The sequence below is a fragment of the Streptomyces sp. PTY087I2 genome, from assembly GCF_001687325.1.
GTDB lineage: Bacteria > Actinomycetota > Actinomycetes > Streptomycetales > Streptomycetaceae > Streptomyces.
In genome coordinates, this window is sequence record NZ_LZRD01000026.1 from 17,318 (window position 1) to 40,717 (window position 23,400).

Sequence of the window (23,400 nt, forward strand, 5' to 3'; positions counted from 1 at the left end):
CCCCCGGCGGCCGGCGGGCGGCGATCCCCGGGCCGGCGGACATCCGGACCTCGCCTCAGCCGGTCGGTGCGAACAGCGCCTCGACCCCACCGGGACCCGCCGGCGCGCCGAACCCGTCCAACGGCCCGGGCCCGTCGAGCACACCGGCCCCACCGAGCCCGCCGTGCCCTGACCACGGGGCACGGCCGCCGAGAGCGGTTGCCGCGTACGCGATCGAGGCGAGCGTGACATGGCGGTGCCATCCCGTGAAGGACCGGCCCTCGAAGTCCCGGAGCCCGACCCTGTCGCCCAGCGTCGCGAAGTCCCCGGCCACCCGCTCGGCCAGCCTGGCCAGCCGCACCAGCGCCGGAACCGGGGTGCCGGCCATCTCGGTGAGCCAGAACCCGGACGGCGGTCCATCGGGATCGCGCCACTCCGCCAGCAGCAGCCCCGTCGGCCGCCCGGCGTCCGCGCGGGAGGCCCGCGGCCCCGGGGCGGGCAGCACCACGCGCGCGGCCACCACCAGGGAGCGGCCGGTCTCGCCCGGTGCGCCGCCCGGCAGCGGCCATCCGACGGGACGGCGCAGCGCCCGTACGGACGCGGCGATACGGTGCGCGCTCACCCGCCCCGCACCGTGTCCGGGCATCGACGGGTCGGCCGCGGTCAGCCCCGTCGTCCCGGAGACCCGCAGCAACAACGGCTGTCCGGCGGCGCGGTGACGTTGCATCGTGCTCCCCACGTCCGGGCCCGCGGCGCTCATCACCACGGGCGCCCTCGGGACCCGCCAACCGAGCACGGCGCCCAGCACCGAGGCCGAAGCGCACTCCTCCAGCGTCTCCTCGACCACCGAGTCGGGGATGTCGGCCCGTCTCCTGTGCTCCTCGTCGTGCACCCAGTCACCCGGCAGGTGCAGCCGCCAGCTGACCGGCACGCTCAGGTCCTCCGCGGCGAACCAGACGCCGAACGCCTGCTGGCCGCTGTCGGCCTGACCCAGGTGAGGGACGAACCGGCGGTGCACGCCCACCGAGTGGACGCCCACCTTCGGAATGGAGACCGGCTGCACCACCCAGGCCTGTGGCGGCATCACACCCTGGACGTGACGGGCGAGCCGCTCGCGCATGGCGTTCCACTCCCAGGTGGAGTGCGCGACGAAGTGGTGCAGGCCCTGTTCGGCCGCGCCGCCGCCGACACTGCTGGCGATCCTGCGCACGGACTTGCGGCCGTCCACCGACAGCAGACCCCGTACGTACTGCTCGGCCCGCCTGCGCTGGTCCCTGCGGCGCAGGACCGGAGAGATCAGCGTGGCCAACAGCTCGGTGACGGCGTCCGTCGGCTCCACGGCCGCCGGCTGGCCGAGATCCGGTCCGGCCGTGCGGCCCGACAACACTGCTCTGCTCATGCCTCTCCCGCCCTGTCCTGTTCGCTGCCTCTCCGATGACCTTCACTCTGCCCGCCCGGCGGCGGTGGGCAGAGGTGTCACGACGACCCCATCCGGCGTGCGGGTGGTGGCCGGACCACCATGAGGGCCGGTCCGGGCCGGTCTGGCGGGTCCGCTGGAGGCCCGGAGGTGTGGTCGGGGCACCACCCCGGGGCCTCTGCCGTCTCCGCGCCCGCCCGGCGTGCGACCTGACGAAGTCGGCGTATCTGACGGAGTCCGCCGGACCTGACGAGAAGCCAGGACACCGCTTGTGAGGGCTTCCGCTCGCTTCGCATGGTGATGACCGAACAACCCACCGCAGCGCCGGGCCGAAGACCCGGCCGCTCGGCACCGCACCGGAGCGGTCACGGGAGAACGCCCGCCCCACCCGCTCCGCGGCGCGGCACAGCCGCCCCGTTGTCCGGCACCGAAGCGCCGCTTCCGCCGCTCCACGCGATCCGATCCGACAGGGGAACCTCCATGCCGTCACCGCAGCTCGTGGACGCTGTTCTCGCCCATGGCGAGGAAAGACCCGACAGGGTCGCGCTGGTGAGCCACCGGCGTACCGTCACCTACCGGGAACTGGCCGATTCCGTACGCACGTTCCGCCACCGGCTCGGCCGGCTGGGACCGGCGGCGGGAAACACCGTGTGCGTCCCGGCCCGCAAGTCACCGGAGACCCTCGCGCTGATGCTGGCGGCCTTCCGCGAAGGCCTGGTGGTGCTGGCACCCTCCCCGGACCTGGGCGGCGCGGCCCGTGACCGGCTGTGCCGGCAGGCCCGCGCCTCCCACCTGCTGGCCGTCTCCGACAACGGTGTCGTCTCGGCCGAGCCGGTCGCCCAGGACGCCGCCGACGCCTCCCGGTTCGGCACACCCGACCCCGAGGTCACGCGGCTGCTGCTCACCACCTCGGGCTCGACCGGCACCCCGAAGATCGTGCCCCTTCCCCTCGACGGCTTCGCCGCCTTCGCGGACTGGGCCACCGGTGCCTTCCGCCTCACCGCGGACGACACGAGCCTCTCCTACGCTCCGCTCAACTTCGACCTCGCCCTGCTGGACGTCTGGACGTTCCTGCGCGAAGGAGCCCAGGTCGTCCTGGTCGACCAGGACCGCGCCGCCGACGGCGCCCACCTGCGCCACCTGGTCGCCGAGCACAGCGTCACCTTCGTCCAGGGCGTACCCCTGCTGCACCGGCTGCTGACCGGCGACGGCACGGCCTTCCCCGCCGTCCGCCAGGTCGTCACCACGGGCGAGGCGCTCGGTCCCGAACTGCTGCGCCCGCTGGCCGCCGCGTTCCCCGGGGCGCGGTTCCACAACGTGTTCGGCTGCACGGAGACCAACGACTCCTTCATCCACCCCTTCTCACCCGCCACCTGGGAGGGCCGGCTGCCCATCGGCCGCCCCGTCGACGGCGTACGCGCCGAGCTGCTCACCCCCGAAGGGAAGCGGCTCCCCGGGCCCGGCACGGGGGAGTTGCTGGTCACCACCCCCTTCCAGACGAGCGGCTACCTCGAATCCTCCCTCAACGCCAAGGCGTTCACCGAGATCGACGGCCACCTCTACTACCGCACGGGTGACCTCGTCACCCGTGGCACGGACGGCCTGCTGTACCTGGAGGGCCGCGCCGACTGGCAGGTCAAGATCCGCGGCGTGCGCACCAACCTCCTGGAGGTGGAGACCGTCATCGCCGCCCACCCCGACGTCGCGGAGGCGGCGGTGGTCGCCCTTCCCGACGACCAGGCCGGAGTACGCCTGCACGCCCAGGTGGTACGCCGCCCCACCAGCTCCCTCACCGGTCTGGGACTGCGCGCTCACGCCGGCCGCCACCTGCCCCGCCACGCCATCCCGTCCTCGGTGCGCGTCACCGAGGCCCCGCTGCCCCGCACGTCCACCGGCAAGCCCGACCGAAGCCTCATCAAGGCCGACCGTCTCAAGGAGTCAGCATGACCAGCACCGACCTAGCGGCCGAGATCCACGAGTACATCGTGGCCACGTTCCTCGACGGTGAGGACGGCGAGGACCTCACCCACGACTACGACCTGATCGCCTCCGGAGTGATCGACAGCCTGGGGCTGGTCCGGATGGTCTCCCACATCGGACGTCTCTACGAACTGCCGGTCGACGACCTCGACTTCGGTCCCGACGACTTCCGCAGCATCGCCGCCATCACCGCGTTCATCGGCGCCAACTCGCGCGCCCTGGCGGCCTGACCACACCCGGTGCCCTTCTCGCCCTTACTCACCTTTCAAGGAGCTCCGCATGATCATTCGTAGCGTCGACGACGTCGTTCCCGTCCAGTGGGGCAACGGCACCAGCCACAGGCTGCTCACCGAGGCGGACAGGATGGGCTTCGCCGTCGCCGTCACGCTGGTACGAGCGGGCACCACGAGCGCCCTCCAGTACCGCAACCACCTGGAGGCGTGCTTCTGCGTGGCCGGCTCGGGCGAGGTCGTCGAGAAGGACGGCACCCACCACAAGATCCTGCCCGGCATGCTCTACGCCCTCGACCAGCACGATCCCCACTACCTGGTCGCCTCCGACGACGAGGACCTGCATCTCATATCGGTCTTCAACCCGCCGATCGTCGGCAACGAGAAGCACACGCTCTCCGAGGACGGCTTCTCCCAGTACTGAGCCCTGCCCCCCTCCCTGCCCGGACACCCGCCGTCGGGGCGCCGCGCCCCGGTGCCGTGCGCCCCGACGGACCCTCGCCCCTCCTGCCGAAGGAACCCCATGCCCCGCCCCCCGAACGCGCCGCCCGACGATCTCCTCACGCTGATGACCCCGTGGGCCGAGCGGCTCAACACCGACCTCGACTCGCTGGACCGGGAGGCCGTCTTCTCCCGCGAGAAGTGGTCCGCCGTCCGCGAATCCGGCATCCTGCGCACCCCGTTCGACACCGAGTACGGCGGCCACGGAAGGTCGCTGACCGACACCATGCGCGTGCTGGAGGGCCTGGGACACGTGTCCCGCGACTCCGGTCTCTCCTTCTCCACCTCCACCCAGATGGTCTCCGTGGGCGTCCCCCTCCAGCGGTTCGGCAGCCAGGAGCTGAAACGCCGCCACCTGCCGGGCATCCTCTCCGGCGAGACGATCACGGCACACGCCATCACCGAGGAGTCCGGGGGCTCCGACGCCATGAACACGGCGACCACCGCCGTGCGGGACGGCGACCACTACGTGGTCGACGGCGGCAAGATGTTCATCACCAACGCGCCCGTGGCCGGCCTGTTCCTGCTCTACGTCCGTACCGGCGCCCCCGGCCCGTTCGGTCTCACCTGCCTGCTCGTCGAGGCGGGCACACCCGGCCTGACCGTGGGCCCCGCCATGGACAAGATCGGGCTGCGCACCAGCCCGATCGGCACCCTGGACTTCCGCGGCCTGCGGGTTCCCGTCGCCCAGCGGGTCGGCAAGGAAGGGGCGGGATTCCTGGTCCTGGACCACGTGATGAAGCGCGAGGTGCTGTTCGCCTTCTCCATCACCCTGGGCGAGATGACCCGGCGCCTGGAGGAGACGATCGCCTTCGCCAAGAAGCGCGAACAGTTCGGCAAGCCGATCGGCGGCTACCAGGCCGTGTCCCACAAGATCGCCAACATGAGCATCGAGGTCGAGACCGCCCGCAAGTGGCTGCGCGACACCGGCGCCAAGGTGGAGGAGCGGCAGGACGCCTCCCTCGACCTCGCCTCCGCCAAGACGGTGGTCTCCGAGGCCAACGTCCGCACCGCCCTCGACGCCGTTCAGATCCACGGCGGACGCGGCGTCCTCACCGCCCACGGCGTCGAGCGCGATCTGCGTAACTCCGTCGCCGGAACGATCTACTCCGGCACCAGCGAGATCCAGCGCAACCGCATCGCCGCTCTTCTCGGCCTCTGACCCGGCCCGCCCCTGCCACCCGGCCTCGCGCCGCCGACCCACGGGACCGCCATGACCTCCCCTCTGCCCGCGCCCGCCCCGCTCGACCCGTTCGTCCACCTCACCCGGCCGACCGCCTTCCTCGACTACGAGACGGACGCCGTCCAGGAGTTCGTCGACCACGTGGTCGACGACCGCTCCGCCGACCGTCGCACCAACGCGGTGAAGCTGTACTACGCGGTCCGCGACACCGTCGACTACGAGGTCTACGGCGCCGACCTGTCCGTCACCGGCCTCAAGGCCTCCAGCACCGCGCTCGCCCGGTCCGGCTTCTGCCTGCACAAGTCCGCCCTGTACGCGGCGGCGGTACGAGCCCTGGGCATCCCCTCCCGGCTGGTCTACGGCGATGTCCGCAACCACCTCGCCTCGCCCCGCCTGCTCGCCCACATCGGCGGCGACGTCTTCTTCCACGGCCTGACCCAGGTCCACCTGGAGGGCGCCTGGGTGAAGGCCACCCCGGTCTTCAACAAGCTGCTCTGCAAGCTGTACGGCATGCCGGCGCTGGAGTTCGACGGGCGTGCCGACAGCCTCCACCACCCGTACGGCCAGGACGGCGGGGCCATGGAGTTCGTGAAGGACCACGGCGCCTTCGACGACCTGCCCTACGCGTTCGTCATGGACTCCATGCGCCGGTCCCACCCCCGGTTCCTGGAGGGGGCCGGGACCGTCCCGGGCGGCTCCCTGGCCGCCGAGGCCCGGGCCGCCACCGAGGCCTGAAGCCACCGGCCCCGCACTCCCGGCATTACGCAACTCCCCTTCCACTCAAGTGACTTGTAACCCAAAGGAGTCCCGTCATGACTGCTGTGACCACCGCCCTGCACCGGGCTCTCGCCGCAGACCCCGGCCTGCTGGTCCTCGACGAGGAGGTGGCCGAGGCGCTGCACGAGGGGCGGCCGGTCGTCGCCCTGGAGTCCTCGGCCATTCCGCAGGGGCCGGCCTTTCCGGCCAACCTCGACCTGGCACTCGACATCGACGCGGCCGTTCGCACCTCGGGCTCGGTCCCCGCCCGGATCGCCCTGCTCGGCGGCAAGATCCTCGTCGGGATGGACAAGGACCGCCTGGAGCAGTTCGCCACCGACACCTCCATCCCCAAGGTCAGCACCCGGGGCGTGGGCCTCACCCTGGCGGGCGGCGGCGCCGGCGGGACGACGGTGTCCTCCTCCCTGCTGGCGGCCGATCTCGCCGGTATCCCGGTGTTCGCCGTGGCGGGCATCGGCGGTGTCCACCGGGACGCCCCGCAGAGCTTCGACATCTCCGCCGACCTGGTGCAGTTCACCCGCAGCCGCACCGCCGTGGTCTGCGCCGGCGCCAAGTCGATGCTGCACCCGGCGTGGACCCTGGAATGGCTGGAGACCGCGGGGGTCCCCGTCATCGGCTACCGCTGCGACGACTTCCCCGCCTACCTCAGCGTGAGCACCGGAGTCCGCAACCCGCACCGCATCGACGACCTCCGCGAGATCGCCGCCGTGGCGGCCACCCACTGGCAGATCGGCAACGAGACCTCCCTGCTCGTCACCCACCCCATCAGCGAAGCGGACGGCATCCCGACCGCGGACATCGAGGCGGCTCTGGCGGACGCCACCGCCCTGGCGGAGGCGGCGGGCGTGAGCGGCCCCGCGATCACGCCGTACCTCCTCAAGGCGATAGCCGAAGCGACCGAGGGGCGCACCTCCGCCGCCAACCGCGCGGTGCTGCTGTCGACCGCGACGCTGGCCGGTGAGTTCGCCGCGCAGATGTCCCTCGAACTGGCCGAGCGCGCGGGGGAGTCCCGGTGAGCACCGAGCGCCCCGCGATCCTCTTCGACCTCGACGGCACGCTGCTGGACACCCCGGGAGCCATCGCGGGCACCCTGCACCGGGTGCTGGCCGAGACGGGCCACGGCGAGGTGCCGGACGAGCGGGTCCGTGCCACCGTGGGCCGCCCGCTGACCGCGGTCTTCGCCGACCTGACGGGCAGCCCGGAGGGCAGCGCACAGGTGGCGGAAGCCGTATCCCTCTTCCGGGAGCTGTTTCGCCGGACCGTGGTGCCGGAGGCCGCGGCACTGGTGTTCCCCGGTATCCCCGAGCTCCTCCGCACACTGCGCCGGAGCGGGTACCGGACTGCCGTCGTCACCAGCAAGATCCGTCCCAGCGCCATGGAACTGCTCGAACCGGCATCCCTGGTCGACCAGTTCGACGCCATCGTCTGCCACGGCATGGCGGAGCGCGGCAAACCGCACCCGGACCTGGCCCTCCTCACGGCGGAACGGCTCGGCACCCCCGCCCGCCTCTGCACGGTGGTCGGCGACGCCGTCGACGACATGCGGATGGCCGTCGGCGCGGACATGCGGGCCATCGGCGTCACCTACGGCGTAGCGTCGGCGCGTCAGCTGGCCGCATCCGGCGCGGGACAGGTGGTGGAAACGGTCGCCGAACTGGCCCGCAGTCTGGGGCAGGAGCTCCTGCCACCCACGGTCCCGGCCTCGCGCGCAACGCCCGTACCGCTCGCCTGACGGCCACTCCCCCCCCCCCCCCCCCCGAACGCACGAATCCCCCCGCACGAGCCCCCACGCACGAATCCCCCCGCACGCATCCCTACGTACACATACTCACGCACGAACGGAAGTGGCTCCCCATGCAGCAGGCCGACCCCCCTCCCGCAACGACCACGGCTGAGCGAAGGCTGACGGGAGGACTGCTCACCCTCTCCGCGGCCCAGTTCCTCATCGCCCTCGACTTCTCCGTCATCTTCGTCGCCCTGCCCAGCATGGGCGCGGAGCTGAACCTGTCCGGCAGCGCCGTCCAGTGGGTCGTCAGCGCCTACTCGGTGTTCTTCGCGGGATTCCTGATCGCCGGAGGCCGGATCGGCGACCGGCTCGGCGCACGCAACATGTTCATCGCCGCGCTCGTCCTGTTCGGCGTCTCCTCACTCCTGGGCGGACTCGCCGGGGACGCCTCCCTGCTGCTGATCGCCCGGGGCGCCCAGGGCGTCGCCGCCGCGGCACTCCAGCCCGCCATCCTGGCGTTGGTCAACACCACCTTCCCGGCGGGCCGGGAACGCACCCGGGCTCTCGCGGTGTGGGGCGCGGTGGGCGCGAGTGGGCTGGCCGCGGGCGTCGTCATCGGCGGGCTGCTGACCACGGTGTCCTGGCGCTGGACCTTCTTCGTGAACCTGCCCTTCGCCGTGGTGTGCGCGCTGGCCGCACCCCGGCTGCTGCCCGGCCGCGCCGAGGGCGGCACGCGCATCCCGCTGAACATCGTCAACGCCGTGCTGTGCACCGCCACGGTCCTGGTCTTCGCCCTGAGCCTGACGCTGGCCGCGGACTCCGGCTGGACGGCCCCCGCGACCGTGATCAGCCTCGTGGTGGGCGCGGCACTGCTCGTACTCTTCGTCGTACAGGAACGAGTCAGCCGACAGCCGCTGGTGGCCCCGGTGCTCCGGCGCACCCGGAGCCTGGTCGTCGGCTGCGGCTCCTCCGCCCTCTACATGGCGAGCGTGGCCGGCGTCGAGTTCTACCTGGTCACCCTGCTCCTCCAGGACGGCCGCGGGTACGAGCCGCTGGCCGCGGGCATCGCCTTCCTGCCGCTGGCGGCCTGCATCACCCTCGGCAACGTCCTCGCCGGCCGACTGCTGAACATCCTGGACGTACGGCGCACACTGACCCTCGCCTTCGCCATCGGCGCGGCGGGACTGATCCTGCTGGGTCTCTCCACCTCCTCGCACGACTACCTCACGGCGCTGCTCCCCGGTCTGGTGGTGAGCGGGCTCGGCCACGGCATGATCTACACCTCGATGTTCGTGGGCGGCACGCGTGACGTCGCCGACCACAACCAGGGTGTGGCCGGGGCGATGATGACGACGACGCAGTACGCGGGCGGCGCGCTCGGAGTGGCCGTCGTGGTGCTCGTGCTCGGCACCGACATCGGTGACGGCGCCTTCCGCGCCGCCTTCCTGCTGGCGGCCGGACTGGCCGTGGCGGGGGCCGCCCTCGCCTGGACCGGATTCGCCGCCACGCCGGGCAAGGCGTCCGCGTCCGCACCGGACGGGGAGGCCGCCCAGGACGCGCCCGCCCACCGGACCGAGGGCGTCAGGGGCCGCGACCGTGCGGAACGGTCTCTCGCCGGAGAGCCGCCCGCGACGGGGAGCGCCGGCCGATGACCGCGACCGCGCACGGCACGGTGGACCACGCACCCCGGGTGGGCCTCCTGGTCATCCACAACGATCCGGTGCCGGAGACGGAGATCTGGCGCATGGCACCCGCGGGCGTGTCCGTTCACACCGCACGCTTCGAGTGCCCCCGCGCCGACGACACCGAGTACGTCGGCAGCCCGGCCCTCGCCCTCGCCGACGCCCCGGACGTGGTCCGCGGGCTGGACCACCTGGGCAGGACCGGAGTGGACAGCATCACGCTCTGCTTCGGCTCCAGCAGCTTCTTCGGCGGACCCGGCTTCGACACCGCGTTCGTCGCGGCGGCCGCACGGCACGCCCACGGTGCGGCCGTGCACACGGCGGCCACCGCCATCACCGAAGCGCTCACCGCCGTCGCGGTGACCCGGCCCCTCGTCGTGATGCCGCCCTGGTTCACCGAACCGACCTTCCGGGCCACCGACGCGTACCTCCGTACGGCGGGCGTGGCGGGCGACCGGATCGTCCAGTTCGCCCTGTCCTCCCCGTGGGACACCATCACGCGGTACAACGCCTTCGACGCGGGAGCCCATTGGACGATCGCCCCGGACGCGGTCCACCGCCAGGTCGTCGACGCCTACCGCGCGGCCGCCGCCGGAACCTACGACAGCGTCCTGGTGCCCGGCAGCGGGTTCCCCGCCCAGGGGGCCGTCGCCTCCCTCGAAAAGACGCTGGGCGTGCCGGTGATCACCTCCAACCAGGCCGTGCTGTGGCACGCCCTGCGGAGCACCCCGTACCGCATCGCGCCCGCCGTCGACCCGACCCTGCACGGCACCCTCTTCACCCGGCGCATGCGCGGGGAACGGGACGCGGAGGCCACGCCGGTGCGGACCCCCGTGTGAGCATCTGAAGGCATACAGCAAAAGACCCTCTGATCCGGCGTACTGCCTGATCAGAGGGTCTGCTTGGCACCTCAACAACGGTGCCCCCGGCAGGATTCGAACCTGCGCACCCGGCTCCGGAGGCCGATGCTCTATCCCCTGAGCTACGGGGGCGAATCGCGGTGTTGCTCTGCGACGGGTGAAACACTACCAGCTCCGGCGGGGTGTCCGTGAACAGGTATTCCGCGGAAGCGGCACGCGTGGGCGGCCGCCACCCGTCCGGGGCGGAAGTGGACAAAACCCGGACGCCGCACCTCCGGCCGACCTACTCTCGAAGGGTGTCAGGGGCGTACGGCCGCGTGCTTGTTGTCGACGACAACAAGGTCATCCGGCAACTGATCAGGGTCAATCTCGAGCTGGAGGGCTTCGAGGTCGTGACCGCGGCCGATGGTGTCGAGGCCCTGGACCTGGTCGGCACAGTCCGCCCCGACGCCGTCACCCTCGACGTCGTGATGCCCCGGCTGGACGGCCTGGAGACCGCCACCCGACTGCGCTCCGACCCTCGTACCCGCGGTCTTCCCATCGTCGTCATCAGCGCCTGTACGCCCTACGAGGTCGACGCGGGCGTCGCGGCCGGGGTCGACGCGTTCCTGGCCAAGCCGTTCGAGCCGAGCGAACTGGTGCGGATCATGCGCCGGCTGGTGACCGGGGAGGAAGAGGCGCCGGCGGACGGGCGGCGCGGTGCCGGGCGAGCGGGGAGCACCGCCGGCTGACCGGAGCGGCGGGCCGGGACCGGCTGCCCCGCGCCCTGGAACCGTGCCCCGCTGACCGGATGGCGAAACCGGTTCGCGAAGTGCCCCCCTCTCTCACCTACGCTTGACCCGTGACCCCCGCCGATCTCTCCCGGACCGTGCTGCACGCCGTGCGCCGCGCGGTCGACGAGGATGCGTTGCGCGCGCCCGTGCCCGCGCGCGTGCGGGTGGAGCGGACCCGGCCCGGCGGCAGCGGCGACTACGCCTGCGCCGTCGCCCTCCAGCTCGCCGGGCCCGCCTCACTGCCCGCCCTGGAGGTCGCCCGCATCCTGCGTGATCGTGTCGCGGCCGAACCCGGCGTCGGGCGGGTCGAGATCACCGGGCCCGGATTCCTGAGCTTCACCCTCGACGCCCCGGCCGTCAGCGACCGGGCCGTGCTCGCCGCCGTACGGGAACAGGGCCTCGCGTACGGGCACGGGGACGCGCTCCGGGACGAGATCCACCAGCTCCACCACGCGCGGGAGGTCCGCGCCGCCGTCACCGCCCAGGCCGTGTTCCGGCTCCTCGTCGCCCAGGGTGCCCGGGGCCGGACCACCTGCGAAGAGGCGCCCGACCCGGACTGGGTCCGCCTCGGCGTCACCGTCAACGCGTACGGGACACCCCCCACACCCCTCACCGAGATCCGCCCCGTTCCCGCCGGGGCCACCGCGGGGGAGCTGCTGGAGCGGCTCGGGCCCGACGCGGCCCGCTGGGGGCTCCTGCGGGCCGCCGGACACGACCGCGCCGCCCTCGGCCCCGAACTGCTCGTCCAGGGCGAGGCCAATGCGCTCTTCCGGGTCCGCTACGCCCACGCGCGGGCCCGCGCTCTCACCCGCGGGGCCGCCGCCCTCGGCTTCACCGCCGACCCCACCCCGTACGGCGAAAGCCAAACCGTCTACGACCACGCCGCCCGCCCCCTCCTCGACCTCATCGCCGACCACCCCGGCGTCCTCCTCGCCGGGGCCCGTCACCGCGCGCCCGACCGGGTCGCCCGGCAGCTGGAAGCCGTCGCGCACGCGTTCTTCGACTTCCACGACTCCTGCCCGCCCCTGCCCGCCGGTGACGAGAAACCCTCGGCCGCCCACCGTGCCTGGCTGGCCATCGCCGAAGCCGCCGGGACGGTGCTGGCAGGCGGCCTGTCCCTGCTCGGCATCCGTGCGCCCGAACACCTCTGACGCGATCAGAAGAGACCCGAAAGAACCTTCACGATGAGCCGCTCCGCACATCCCGCAGGCCCCCGTCACGCCGACGTCCTCCCCGAGGGGCACTACTCCGCGCCCGCCGCCGACCTCAACGTCCTCGACGAGAAGGTCTGGTCGCGCACCGTCACCCGTGACGCGGACGGCGCCCTCACCGTCGGCGGGATCGCCGTCGCCCGGCTCGCCGAGGAGTTCGGGACCCCCGCCTACTTCCTCGACGAGAGCGACTTCCGGGCCCGCTGCCGCGCCTGGGCCGACGCCTTCGGGCCCGACGCCGACGTCTTCTACGCCGGGAAGGCCTTCCTGTCCCGCGCCGTCGTGCGCTGGCTGAAGGAAGAGGGGCTGAATCTCGACGTGTGCTCGGGCGGTGAGCTGACCACCGCCCTCGACGCCGGTATGCCCGCCGAGCGCATCGCCTTCCACGGCAACAACAAGACCGTCGCCGAGATCGAGCGGGCCGTCGAGGCCGGTGTCGGGCGGATCGTGCTCGACTCCTTCCAGGAGATCGTCCGCGTCGCCCACATCGCCCAGCGCCACGGCGTGCGCCAGCGCGTGCAGATCCGCGTCACCGTCGGCGTCGAGGCCCACACCCACGAGTTCATCGCCACCGCGCACGAGGACCAGAAGTTCGGCATCGCGCTCGCCGACGGGCAGGCCGCCGAGGCCGTGCGCCGCGCGCTCGCGCTCGACGGCCTCGAACTCATCGGCGTCCACTCCCACATCGGCTCGCAGATCTTCGACATGGCCGGTTTCGAGGTGTCCGCCCGGCGCGTGGTGCAGCTGCTCGCCGAGATCCGCGACGAGCACGGCGTCGAGCTGCCCGAGATCGACCTCGGCGGCGGCCTCGGTATCGCGTACACCTCCGACGACGACCCCCGCGAACCGCACGAGATCGCCAAGGCGCTCAGCGACATCGTCGGCCGCGAGTGCGAGGCCGCGAAGCTGCGCACCCCCCGGATCTCCGTCGAGCCGGGCCGCGCCATCGTCGGACCCACCGCGTTCACGCTGTACGAGGTCGGCACGATCAAGCCCCTGGAGGGGCTGCGGACGTACGTCAGCGTCGACGGCGGCATGTCGGACAACATCCGCACCGCGCTGTACGACGCCGAGTACAGCGTCGCCCTCGTCTCGCGCACCTCGGACGCCGAACCGATGCTCGTCCGGGTCGTCGGCAAGCACTGCGAGAGCGGCGACATCGTGGTCAAGGACGCGTTCCTCCCCGCCGACCTGGCACCCGGCGACCTGATCGCGGTCCCCGCCACCGGCGCGTACTGCCGTTCCATGGCGAGCAACTACAACCACGCGCTGCGCCCCCCGGTCGTCGCCGTCCGCGACGGCGAGGCGCGGGTGATCGTCCGGCGCGAGACGGAGGAAGATCTCCTGCGTCTCGATGTCGGCTGATGAAATAGTCATCTCAGGATCCGGACGGAGGGTAGGAACTTCCGTCCGGTGAGTGAGACTGGTCCCCAATGAGCATGTACAGAAACGAGGTCGGATGATGCGTACGCGTCCGCTGAAGGTGGCGCTGCTGGGCTGTGGTGTGGTCGGCTCAGAGGTGGCGCGCATCATGACGACGCACGCCGACGACCTCGCGGCGCGCATCGGCGCGCCCGTCGAGCTCGCCGGTGTCGCCGTCCGCCGGCCCTCGAAGGTGCGTGAGGGCATCGACCCCGCACTGATCACCACCGACGCGACCGCGCTCGTGCAGCGCGGCGACATCGACGTCGTCGTCGAGGTCATCGGGGGCATCGAGCCCGCCCGTACGCTCATCACCACCGCGTTCGAGAACGGCGCGAGCGTCGTCTCCGCGAACAAGGCGCTGCTCGCCGAGGACGGCGCCGCCCTGCACGCCGCCGCCGAGAAGTACGGCCGCGACCTGTACTACGAGGCCGCCGTCGCCGGCGCCATCCCGCTGGTACGGCCGCTGCGCGAGTCCCTCGCGGGCGACAAGGTCAACCGGGTGCTCGGCATCGTCAACGGCACGACCAACTTCATCCTCGACAAGATGGACACCAGCGGCGCCGGCTACTCCGAGGCGCTCGACGAGGCCACCGCCCTCGGGTACGCCGAGGCCGACCCGACCGCCGACGTCGAGGGCTTCGACGCCGCCGCGAAGGCCGCGATCCTCGCCGGGATCGCCTTCCACACCCGCGTCAAGATCGGCGATGTGCACCGCGAGGGCATCACCGAGGTCACCGCCGCCGACATCGCCTCCGCCCGCCGCATGGGCTGCACGGTCAAGCTGCTGGCCATCTGCGAGCGCGCCGCCGACGGGGCCTCCGTCACCGCCCGCGTCCACCCCGCGATGATCCCGCTCAGCCACCCGCTGGCCTCCGTCCGCGAGGCGTACAACGCGGTGTTCGTGGAGGCCGACGCCGCCGGACAGCTGATGTTCTACGGGCCCGGCGCCGGCGGCTCCCCGACCGCCTCCGCGGTCCTCGGCGACCTCGTCGCGGTCTGCCGCAACAAACTGGGCGAGGCCACCGGACCCGGTGAGTCCGCCTACACGCGCCTGCCGGTCAGCCCCATGGGCGAGGTCGTCACGCGCTACCACATCAGCCTCGACGTGGCCGACAAGCCGGGTGTACTCGCCCAGGTCGCGACGGTCTTCGCCGAGCAGGGCGTATCGATCGATACCGTCCGCCAGCAGGGAAAGGACGGCGAGGCGTCCCTCGTCGTCGTCACCCACCGCGCGCCCGACGCCGCCCTCTCCGGGACCGTCGAAGCGCTGCGCAAGCTCGACACCGTGCGCGGTGTCGCCAGCATCATGCGTGTTGAAGGGGAGTAAAGGACCCATGACCAGCAAGGGCACCCACCAGTGGCGCGGCATCATCGAGGAGTACCGGGACCGGCTTCCGGTCACGGCGACGACGCCGGTCGTCACGCTTCGTGAGGGCGGTACGCCGCTCGTACCGGCGCAGGTCCTCTCCGAGCGCACGGGCTGCGAGGTGCACCTCAAGGTCGAGGGCGCCAACCCCACCGGTTCCTTCAAGGACCGCGGCATGACCATGGCCATCACCCGGGCCAAGGAGGAGGGCGCGAAGGCCGTCATCTGCGCCTCCACCGGCAACACCTCAGCCTCCGCCGCCGCTTACGCGGTCCGCGCGGGCATGGTCTGCGCCGTCCTCGTACCGCAGGGCAAGATCGCGCTCGGCAAGATGGGCCAGGCCCTCGTGCACGGCGCCAAGATCCTCCAGGTCGACGGCAACTTCGACGACTGCCTGACCCTGGCCCGCGCGCTCTCCGACAACTACCCGGTGGCGCTGGTCAATTCGGTCAACCCGGTCCGTATCGAGGGCCAGAAGACCGCCGCGTTCGAGATCGTCGACGCGCTCGGCGACGCCCCCGACATCCACGTCCTGCCGGTCGGCAACGCGGGCAACATCACCGCGTACTGGAAGGGCTACACCGAGTACGCCGGTGACGGCGTCTCCTCCCGCTCCCCGCGCATGTGGGGCTTCCAGGCCTCCGGTTCCGCGCCCATCGTGCGCGGCGAGGTCGTCAAGGACCCGTCCACCATCGCCACCGCGATCCGCATCGGGAACCCGGCCTCCTGGAACTACGCGCTCGCCGCGCGGGACGAGTCGGGCGGTTTCATCGACGAGGTGACGGACCGGCAGATCCTGTCCGCGTACCGGCTGTTGGCCTCCCAGGAGGGCGTCTTCGTGGAGCCCGCGTCGGCCGCGTCCGTCGCCGGTCTGCTCAAGGCCGCCGAGGAGGGCAAGGTCGACCCCGGCCAGAAGATCGTCTGCACGGTCACCGGCAACGGCCTCAAGGACCCCGACTGGGCCGTCGCGGGCGCCCCGCAGCCGGTCACGGTCCCGGTCGACGCGGCCACCGCCGCCGAGAAGCTCGGGCTCGTCTGAGCCGGTCCCGGACGGGCCGCGGCAACCGCCGCGGCCCAGGGCCCGCCCACCGCGGCGACGCCCCCGTCAACCGTGACAACCCAGCTCAACCGCCCTCTTTCCGGGGCGGAGAGCGCATAGGAGGCGGGCGACACGCATCGTGCGCCTCCTGTGCGCCCTATGTCGCGACAGAACCTTCCTTCGATAAGCTGTACCCCATCCGCCCGACACCCGCCCGACGGTCCGCTGCGGTACGGCAGCCGTCGTGGGCGAACGCGGGACGGGCCACCGGATCCCCTGTACGCCCCGGTGCGCACTGTGTCCCGCCCCCGCCCCCGCCCCCGCAGACCCCGCCGCCGCAGATCCACCGCACTGCATCCCCGCCGCCTTACAAGGAGTGGTCCGACCGATGGCCGGTCCCGCGTTCCGAGCCGCCGCCGTCCGGGTGCGCGTCCCCGCCACCAGCGCCAACCTGGGGCCGGGTTTCGACGCCCTCGGCCTCTCGCTGGGGCTGTACGACGACGTCGTCGTCCGGGTCGCCGACTCCGGGCTGCACATCGACATCGCGGGTGAGGGCAGCGAGACCCTGCCCCGCGACGAGAGCCACCTGCTCGTGCGCTCCCTGCGCACCGCGTTCGACCTGCTCGGCGGCCAGCCCCGCGGGCTGGAGATCGTCTGCGCCAACCGCATCCCGCACGGCCGCGGCCTCGGCTCCTCCTCCGCCGCCATCTGCGCCGGAATCGTCGCCGCCCGCGCCGTGACGACCGGCGGCGACGCCCGCCTCGACGACGCGGCCCTGCTGGAGCTGGCGACCGAGATCGAGGGGCACCCCGACAACGTCGCGGCCTGTCTGCTCGGCGGATTCACCCTCGCCTGGATGGACGGCGGCTCGGCCCGGGCGATCCGGATGGACCCCGCCGAATCCGTCGTGCCCGTCGTCTTCGTGCCCGGACGCCCCGTGCTCACCGAGACGGCGCGCGGCCTGCTCCCGCGCACCGTCCCGCACGTCGACGCGGCCCTGAACGCCGGCCGGGCGGCCCTCCTCGTCGAGGCCCTGACCCGCCGCCCCGAGCTGCTGCTCGCCGCCACCGAGGACCGGATCCACCAGGAGTACCGGGGCCCGGCCATGCCGGAGAGCGTGGAGCTGGTGCACCGCCTGCGCGCCGACGGCGTGCCCGCGGTTATCTCCGGCGCCGGACCCACGGTCCTGGCGCTGACGGAGGAGGGTTCGGCCGACAAGGTCGCCCGACTGGCGGGGGAGGGCTGGGCGGCGAATCGGCTGGCCCTCGACGCGACGGGCGCGAGTGTGCTGCCGCTGGCCGCGTAACCGCATGTGATTACCGGTGAGCGAGAGGGGGAATGTTTGTTGGAGCCGGTAGTGTTAACCTCAAGTCTGCAACCGACGTCTTTGAGGCGCGTTGCTTCGTGTCCCCCTCCGGGACCACCATTCTTCCGGGAGCCTCCCCAACTGCCTGAGCAGCCTGCCTGAGCAGTTTCGAGCACGCTCCGGAACCGGCACGACACCCCTCGCTCGTCCAGGAGTGGGCCGAGCAGGGGGATCTCGCGCCGGACCCCGCACGTTCATCTCTCCGCCGTACCCGGCGGACCACCGCCCCGGCAAGGTCCGCGATCCAGCAAGATCAACAGACCGCAGTCGGACAGCACAACCGGTCGCCGAGCCAGAAGGCCGACGTCCGCTCCAGGGAAGGACCCTTCGTGAGCGACACCACCGATCTGATGGGCGTGACTGCCGACAAGAACGTCGACAGCGCCGCGCCCGCCGAAGGTGCTGCCACTGGCACCACCGCACGGCGCCGCCGCTCCGGCACCGGCCTCGAGGGCATGGTCCTGGCCGAGCTCCAGCAGGTCGCGTCCGGCCTCGGCATCAGGGGCACCGCGCGGATGCGCAAGAGCCAGCTGATCGAGGTCATCAAGGAGGCGCAGGCGGGTGGCGGATCCGCCGCCCCCAAGACCTCCTCCAAGGCCGCAGAGGCCCCCGCCGAGGCGGAGAGCAAGCCCAAGCGCCGCGCGACCTCGAAGGCGCGCACCGGGGACGAGGACGCCGCTGCCGCCGCCGAGAAGAGCACGGCCGCCCAGCAGCAGATCGACATCCCCGGTCAGCCGGCCAGCGACGACCAGCCCGCGGGCGAGCGCCGTCGCCGCCGTGCCACCGCGCAGGCGGGCAGCCCCGACCCCAAGACCGAGGCGAAGACCGAGGTCAAGGCCAAGGCGGAGCCCGAGACCCAGCAGAAGACCGAGGAGCGGGCCGAGCCCAAGGGCGACGCCCGGGCCGAGAACGCCGCCGACACGGCCGAGGGCCGTCGCGGCGACCGCCAGGGCCAGGGCCGCGGTGACCGCGAGGGCCGCCGCGAGCGCCAGCGCGACCGCCGCGGCAAGGGCGACGACCAGGGCCAGCAGGGCGGCGGCGGGCAGCGTCCGCAGCGCCAGGGCCAGGGCCAGCAGAACCGTGACAACGGTCCGCAGGACGACTTCGACGACGAGGCGGGCGGCCGCCGCGGCCGTCGCGGCCGCTACCGCGACCGCCGTGGCCGTCGTGGCCGCGACGACTTCGCCGGCGATGTGCAGGTGGCCGAGGACGACGTCCTGATCCCCGTCGCGGGCATCCTGGACATCCTCGACAACTACGCGTTCATCCGGACCTCCGGCTACCTGCCCGGCCCGAACGACGTGTACGTCTCGCTCGCCCAGGTCCGCAAGAACGGCCTGCGCAAGGGCGACCACGTCACCGGTGCGGTGCGCCAGCCCAAGGACGGCGAGCGGCGCGAGAAGTTCAACGCGCTGGTCCGCCTCGACTCGGTCAACGGCATGGCGCCCGAGTCCGGCCGCGGCCGCCCCGAGTTCCAGAAGCTGACCCCGCTCTACCCGCAGGACCGGCTCCGCCTGGAGACCGACTCCAACATCCTGACGACGCGGATCATCGACCTGGTGGCCCCGATCGGCAAGGGCCAGCGCGGGCTCATCGTGGCCCCGCCGAAGACCGGCAAGACGATGATCCTCCAGTCGATCGCCAACGCGATCACGGTCAACAGCCCCGAGTGCCACCTGATGGTCGTCCTGGTCGACGAGCGTCCGGAAGAGGTCACCGACATGCAGCGGTCGGTGAAGGGCGAGGTCATCTCCTCGACCTTCGACCGTCCCGCCGAGGACCACACCACCGTCGCCGAGCTGGCCATCGAGCGCGCCAAGCGCCTCGTCGAGCTGGGTCACGACGTGGTCGTCCTGCTCGACTCGATCACCCGCCTGGGCCGCGCGTACAACCTCGCGGCGCCGGCCTCCGGCCGCATCCTGTCCGGTGGTGTCGACTCGACCGCGCTCTACCCCCCGAAGCGCTTCTTCGGCGCCGCGCGCAACATCGAGGACGGCGGCTCGCTGACCATCCTGGCCACCGCGCTCGTCGAGACCGGCTCGCGCATGGACGAGGTGATCTTCGAGGAGTTCAAGGGCACCGGCAACATGGAGCTCAAGCTCGACCGGAAGCTCTCGGACAAGCGCATCTTCCCGGCGGTGGACGTCGACGCGTCCTCCACCCGTAAGGAAGAGATCCTGCTCGGCACCGACGAGCTGGCCGTCGTCTGGAAGCTGCGCCGGGTGCTGCACGCGCTCGACCAGCAGCAGGCGATCGAACTCCTCCTGGACCGGATGAAGAAGACCCAGTCCAACGCGGAGTTCCTGCTCCAGATCCAGAAGACGACGCCGGGCAGCGGAAACGGCAACGACTGACGGGTCGAACGCGTCAAGGGCTCCGCCCCCTCACCTCGGTGAGGGGGCGGAGCCCTTTTCCGTCCCCACGGTTCCCTTTTCCTCTCCTTTTCTTTCTCCGCACATTCCCCTTCCGTTGTTACTGACGTAATGTTCGGGGCAGTTGAGGTGGGGGGCCATCGAGGCGGAACGGCAGAGGCGTGAGCCCTGCGGCGATCCGCCCTGCGCAGCGGACAGTTCACGCACCTCCGCCGTTTCCCGACCGGCGGGGCCTTCTTCCGTGCCGCCGGTTCCTATCCGAAGGATCACCGCGTGCACATACGCACCACGGGGGGCCGGCACGCGCGCCGGCTCAGACTCGCTGTTCCGGCGGCGGCCGTCACCGTTCTCGCCCTCGTCGGCACCGGGCTGACGATGTCCACGTCCCAGGCCGGGGAGCCGGCGCCCTCGTTGCCGACGGCTGCCCCCGAACGGCCCGCCGCCCCGGCCGAGTCGGAGCTGCGCGAGCGGGTGGCCGGCGCGGCCGGGTCGGACCGCGAGGCGCTTCCCCCGGCCAAGTTCGCCGGGGACGGACCGGGCACCGCCGCCCCGATGGTCATCGGCGGAACGCAGACCTCCATCTCCAGCGCCCCGTGGATGGCGCAGCTCTGGTACTACGACGACCGGGGCACCCCCGCCGACGAGAGCGACGACACCGGCTTCTTCTGCGGCGGCGTCGTCATCGCGCCCACGAAGATCGCCACGGCCGCGCACTGTGTCAAGGGGTACGACTGGAACGCCAACGGCGCGGTCGTCACCGGCAGCACCTCCACCGAGCCCAACAGCAGCGGCACCGTCTCCTGGCCCTACCGCCAGTGGAACAGCCCGGTCTACAAGGACGTCCAGGGAGCGGCCGACAACGACGTCGCCGTCCTCACCCTCTTCGAGCCGGTCACGGCCAAGTCCCTTCCGGTGGCGGCCAACACGGACACCGGCCTCTACGCCGCGGGCACCCAGGCCAAGGTCTACGGCTGGGGCCGCACCAGCTCCACCAGCGACGACATCTCCACCACCCTGCGCTCGGCGACCCTCCCGATGGTCTCGGACGCGGCGTGCCGCAGCTCGTACGGCAGTTCCTTCGTCGCGGGCCACATGGTCTGCGCGGGCAAGACCGGCGCGAGCGACGCGGAGACCGTCGGGGCGTGCAACGGTGACTCCGGCGGCCCGCTGGTCATCGGCGGCAAGCTCGCCGGCATCGTCTCCTGGGGCATCCAGGACTGCGTCGGCCAGGGCGCGTACAGCGTCTTCGCCAAGGTGACGACCTATGTGCCCGCCATCAACGCGCGCGCCTACGACACCAACATGACCTGGGACCACCGCGCGGACCTGATGGCCCGCAACAAGTCCAACAAGACGATGTACCAGTTCACGTCGACCGGTACCGGCATGACGAAGGCCACGTACAGCAGCGGCTGGGGCGACATCAACGTCCTGCTCCAGACCGACCTGAACCGGGACGACAACCAGGACCTGCTGGTGCGCGGCAAGGACGGCAACCTGTACTGGCAGTGGTACAGCATCGCGGCCGACGCGTGGCAGACCAAGCGCCTGGCCACCGGCTGGGGCACCCGCACGCAGATCCTCGCCCCCGGCGACCTGACGGGCGACGGCCACCCGGACGTCCTGTCGACCGACTCCTCCGGCGGCTTCTGGCTCTACCCGGGCAAGGGCAACGGCACCTTCGCCGCCCGGATCAAGATCGGCGGCGGTGGCCTCAACTTCACCATGGTCCGCGGCAGCGGCGACTTCACCAACGACGGCAAGCCCGACATCATCGCCCGCGGCAGCGGCGGCAAGCTGTACCTCTTCAAGGGCACCGGCAAGGCGAGCGCCCCGTTCGCGCCCAAGGTCCTCGTCCGGACCTGGGACGTTGCCACGGCCCTGGTCACCACCGGTGACTTCACCGGCGACGGCCACGCGGACATCATCGTCCGGGTGAAGACCGGGGAGCTGTACCTCTACCCGGGCACCGGCAAGTCCGACAGCGGCATCTTCGGCGCCCGCAAGCTGCTGGGCAGCGGCGCCAACAACTACGACCTCTTCGGCTGACCCGAGACCTTGACCACATCCCGTACGGCTCACCGGCACTCCGCACGATCGCTGTACGGGGCACGAAACCCCAGGTGAACGCCGCCTCACGGCTCGTACGCCCGTACATCCTGTGGCCCCCGTCCCCCGACGGGGGCCACAGGCGTCTGTGCAACCCTTCTTGGTGCTTCGGCCGTCCTACGGCATGTGGACAGGCCGACCGCGCGTGGCACACCACCACGGCAGGGGGCACGCGGACAACAGGAGTGACGAGGGAGACGCGTGAGCGAGCAGAGCAGGAGCACGGGCCGGATACGCGGCACCGGCAGCCGACGGAGGAAACCGTCCGGCAGGCATCGCGCCAAGGTCGTCGCGGCCTGGACGGTGGCGGGGGTCGTGGTCGTCGGCGGGGCCGGGCTCGGCTATGCGTACCTGGCGCTCGACGGCAACCTCTCCAGCGTCGACATCGACGCCAAGCTCGGCGCCGACCGTCCCGACGACGTGGACGACGGCTCGCAGGACATCCTGGTGCTGGGCTCCGACTCGCGCTCCGGCGACAACGGGGAGTACGGCCAGGACGAGGGCGGGGCCCGCTCCGACACGGCGATGGTCGTCCACGTCGACAAGGGCCACAAGTCCGCGAGCGTCGTCTCGATACCGCGCGACACCCTGATCGAGCGCCCCGCCTGCGAGAGCGACACCACCGGAGACCCGGTCCCCGCCGCGCACCGGGCCATGTTCAACACCGCCTACGAGGTCGGCGGGCCCGCCTGCGCGGTCAAGACCGTCGAATCGATGTCCGGCATCCGCATGGACCACTACCTGGAAGTCGACTTCACCGGCTTCAAGAAGCTCATCGACGAGCTCGGCGGCGTCGAGATCACCACGAAGACCGCGATCGACGACTCCAAGAGCCACCTCAGCCTGGAGCCCGGCACCCACACCCTGAACGGCGAGCAGTCCCTCGGCCTCGTCCGTACCCGCAAGTCCGTCGGCGACGGCAGCGACCTGGGACGCATCCAGCTCCAGCAGGCGTTCATCAAGGCGCTCATGCAGCAGACGAAGAGCGTCGGGGTGTTCTCCAGCCCCAAGAAGCTCTACGGTCTCGCGGACGCCGCCACCAAGGCGATCACCACCGACTCCGGACTCGGCTCCGTCACCAAGCTCACCGGCTTCGCCAACGGCCTCAAGGGGCTCGGCGCCGACAACGTGCACATGGTGACCCTGCCCGTGGAGTACGACCCGGCCGACCCGAACCGCGTCCTCCCGCAGGAGAAGGCCGGCCGGCAGGTCTGGGCCGCCCTCAAGAACGACCGGCCGATCCCCGCCTCCGCCACCGAGAAGTCGGCCGGGGACAAGGGCGACGCCGCGAAGGTCGTCGAGTAGCCGCTCACAGGCCCCGGGGAATACCTGCGGCCCGCCCCCGGTTTTGGGAGATACGGCCGGTCCTGGCAGACTGGTACGTCGGCCCCGGTTCACGGCCCC

19 protein-coding genes and 1 tRNA gene are annotated in these 23,400 nt (G+C 71.9%); 18 read left to right on the top strand and 2 right to left on the bottom strand.

Going from position 1 to position 23,400, the window contains the following annotated elements:
* Positions 1-55: 55 nt before the first annotated feature.
* Positions 56-1,378, bottom strand: a complete 1,323-nt coding sequence (locus A3Q37_RS26940) for a transposase (RefSeq protein ID WP_107471598.1) — start codon at positions 1,376-1,378, stop codon at positions 56-58.
* A gap of 498 nt (positions 1,379-1,876) precedes the next feature.
* Between A3Q37_RS26940 and A3Q37_RS26945 the strand changes: the two genes are divergently transcribed.
* From A3Q37_RS26945 to A3Q37_RS26985, 9 genes are all read left to right on the top strand, one after another.
* The gene (locus A3Q37_RS26945; RefSeq protein ID WP_065488220.1) at positions 1,877-3,343 is read left to right on the top strand and encodes an AMP-binding protein; all 1,467 of its coding nucleotides are present in this window, start codon (positions 1,877-1,879) and stop codon (positions 3,341-3,343) included.
* Positions 3,340-3,606 carry a phosphopantetheine-binding protein gene (locus tag A3Q37_RS26950; protein ID WP_065488221.1) on the top strand — a complete coding sequence of 89 codons (267 nt, stop codon included), beginning with the start codon at positions 3,340-3,342 and terminating at the stop codon, positions 3,604-3,606. The genes A3Q37_RS26945 and A3Q37_RS26950 overlap by 4 nt, the downstream gene beginning before the upstream one ends.
* Before the next feature lie 49 nt (positions 3,607-3,655).
* Entirely contained in the window at positions 3,656-4,030 is a 375-nt protein-coding gene (locus tag A3Q37_RS26955) for an ectoine synthase (protein WP_065488222.1), read from the top strand.
* Between the two features lie 99 nt (positions 4,031-4,129).
* Positions 4,130-5,269, top strand: a complete 1,140-nt coding sequence (locus A3Q37_RS26960; RefSeq protein ID WP_079138008.1) for an acyl-CoA dehydrogenase family protein — start codon at positions 4,130-4,132, stop codon at positions 5,267-5,269.
* 51 nt (positions 5,270-5,320) lie between these two features.
* A complete protein-coding gene (locus tag A3Q37_RS26965; protein ID WP_065488223.1) occupies positions 5,321-6,025 on the top strand; it encodes a transglutaminase family protein in 705 nt (234 codons plus the stop codon).
* Between the two features lie 77 nt (positions 6,026-6,102).
* Positions 6,103-7,083, top strand: a complete 981-nt coding sequence (locus A3Q37_RS26970) for a pseudouridine-5'-phosphate glycosidase (RefSeq protein WP_079138009.1) — start codon at positions 6,103-6,105, stop codon at positions 7,081-7,083.
* Positions 7,080-7,799: an HAD family hydrolase gene (locus A3Q37_RS26975; protein ID WP_065488224.1), complete on the top strand. Its 720-nt coding sequence runs from the start codon at positions 7,080-7,082 to the stop codon at positions 7,797-7,799. The genes A3Q37_RS26970 and A3Q37_RS26975 overlap by 4 nt, the downstream gene beginning before the upstream one ends.
* Before the next feature lie 122 nt (positions 7,800-7,921).
* Positions 7,922-9,445, top strand: coding sequence for an MFS transporter (locus A3Q37_RS26980; protein ID WP_065488225.1), 1,524 nt, complete (start codon positions 7,922-7,924; stop codon positions 9,443-9,445).
* The gene (locus A3Q37_RS26985; protein WP_065488226.1) at positions 9,442-10,314 is read left to right on the top strand and encodes a hypothetical protein; all 873 of its coding nucleotides are present in this window, start codon (positions 9,442-9,444) and stop codon (positions 10,312-10,314) included. The genes A3Q37_RS26980 and A3Q37_RS26985 overlap by 4 nt, the downstream gene beginning before the upstream one ends.
* A gap of 81 nt (positions 10,315-10,395) precedes the next feature.
* Here A3Q37_RS26985 and A3Q37_RS26990 read toward each other — a convergent pair.
* Positions 10,396-10,467, bottom strand: a tRNA-Arg gene (locus tag A3Q37_RS26990).
* Between the two features lie 185 nt (positions 10,468-10,652).
* Between A3Q37_RS26990 and A3Q37_RS26995 the strand changes: the two genes are divergently transcribed.
* The 9 genes from A3Q37_RS26995 (at position 10,653) to A3Q37_RS27035 (ending at position 23,301) form a co-directional block, all read left to right on the top strand.
* A complete protein-coding gene (locus A3Q37_RS26995) occupies positions 10,653-11,066 on the top strand; it encodes a response regulator (protein ID WP_065488227.1) in 414 nt (137 codons plus the stop codon).
* A 110-nt stretch (positions 11,067-11,176) separates the two neighbouring features.
* Positions 11,177-12,259, top strand: a complete 1,083-nt coding sequence (nrtL, locus tag A3Q37_RS27000; RefSeq protein WP_065488228.1) for an ArgS-related anticodon-binding protein NrtL — start codon at positions 11,177-11,179, stop codon at positions 12,257-12,259.
* 33 nt (positions 12,260-12,292) lie between these two features.
* Positions 12,293-13,684, top strand: a complete 1,392-nt coding sequence (gene lysA / locus A3Q37_RS27005; RefSeq protein WP_065488229.1) for a diaminopimelate decarboxylase — start codon at positions 12,293-12,295, stop codon at positions 13,682-13,684.
* Positions 13,685-13,781: 97 nt separating this feature from the next.
* Complete coding sequence (locus A3Q37_RS27010; RefSeq protein WP_065488299.1) at positions 13,782-15,071, top strand: homoserine dehydrogenase; 1,290 nt, start codon at positions 13,782-13,784, stop codon at positions 15,069-15,071.
* A gap of 7 nt (positions 15,072-15,078) precedes the next feature.
* On the top strand, positions 15,079-16,149 hold the full coding sequence (gene thrC, locus A3Q37_RS27015) for a threonine synthase (RefSeq protein ID WP_010060188.1): 1,071 nt from the start codon (positions 15,079-15,081) through the stop codon (positions 16,147-16,149).
* Between the two features lie 388 nt (positions 16,150-16,537).
* On the top strand, positions 16,538-17,455 hold the full coding sequence (gene thrB, locus A3Q37_RS27020; protein WP_065488230.1) for a homoserine kinase: 918 nt from the start codon (positions 16,538-16,540) through the stop codon (positions 17,453-17,455).
* A 389-nt stretch (positions 17,456-17,844) separates the two neighbouring features.
* Positions 17,845-19,869 carry a transcription termination factor Rho gene (gene rho, locus A3Q37_RS27025; protein WP_065488231.1) on the top strand — a complete coding sequence of 675 codons (2,025 nt, stop codon included), beginning with the start codon at positions 17,845-17,847 and terminating at the stop codon, positions 19,867-19,869.
* A 291-nt stretch (positions 19,870-20,160) separates the two neighbouring features.
* Entirely contained in the window at positions 20,161-21,936 is a 1,776-nt protein-coding gene (locus tag A3Q37_RS27030) for a trypsin-like serine protease (RefSeq protein WP_065488232.1), read from the top strand.
* 261 nt (positions 21,937-22,197) lie between these two features.
* On the top strand, positions 22,198-23,301 hold the full coding sequence (locus tag A3Q37_RS27035; RefSeq protein WP_065488233.1) for an LCP family protein: 1,104 nt from the start codon (positions 22,198-22,200) through the stop codon (positions 23,299-23,301).
* The last annotated feature ends 99 nt before the right edge of the window (positions 23,302-23,400 follow it).

Bases quoted from the DNA above. Each gene is read 5' to 3' on its own strand.
- A3Q37_RS26940 (WP_107471598.1), bottom strand. From the start codon at position 1,378: ATGAGCAGAGCAGTGTTGTCGGGCCGCACGGCCGGACCGGATCTCGGC.
- thrC (WP_010060188.1), top strand. From the start codon at position 15,079: ATGACCAGCAAGGGCACCCACCAGTGGCGCGGCATCATCGAGGAGTAC.
- A3Q37_RS26970 (WP_079138009.1), top strand. From the start codon at position 6,103: ATGACTGCTGTGACCACCGCCCTGCACCGGGCTCTCGCCGCAGACCCC.
- A3Q37_RS26965 (WP_065488223.1), top strand. From the start codon at position 5,321: ATGACCTCCCCTCTGCCCGCGCCCGCCCCGCTCGACCCGTTCGTCCAC.
- A3Q37_RS26945 (WP_065488220.1), top strand. From the start codon at position 1,877: ATGCCGTCACCGCAGCTCGTGGACGCTGTTCTCGCCCATGGCGAGGAA.
- lysA (WP_065488229.1), top strand. From the start codon at position 12,293: ATGAGCCGCTCCGCACATCCCGCAGGCCCCCGTCACGCCGACGTCCTC.
- A3Q37_RS26950 (WP_065488221.1), top strand. From the start codon at position 3,340: ATGACCAGCACCGACCTAGCGGCCGAGATCCACGAGTACATCGTGGCC.
- A3Q37_RS26960 (WP_079138008.1), top strand. From the start codon at position 4,130: ATGCCCCGCCCCCCGAACGCGCCGCCCGACGATCTCCTCACGCTGATG.
- A3Q37_RS26985 (WP_065488226.1), top strand. From the start codon at position 9,442: ATGACCGCGACCGCGCACGGCACGGTGGACCACGCACCCCGGGTGGGC.
- A3Q37_RS27010 (WP_065488299.1), top strand. From the start codon at position 13,782: ATGCGTACGCGTCCGCTGAAGGTGGCGCTGCTGGGCTGTGGTGTGGTC.
- A3Q37_RS26955 (WP_065488222.1), top strand. From the start codon at position 3,656: ATGATCATTCGTAGCGTCGACGACGTCGTTCCCGTCCAGTGGGGCAAC.
- thrB (WP_065488230.1), top strand. From the start codon at position 16,538: ATGGCCGGTCCCGCGTTCCGAGCCGCCGCCGTCCGGGTGCGCGTCCCC.
- A3Q37_RS26980 (WP_065488225.1), top strand. From the start codon at position 7,922: ATGCAGCAGGCCGACCCCCCTCCCGCAACGACCACGGCTGAGCGAAGG.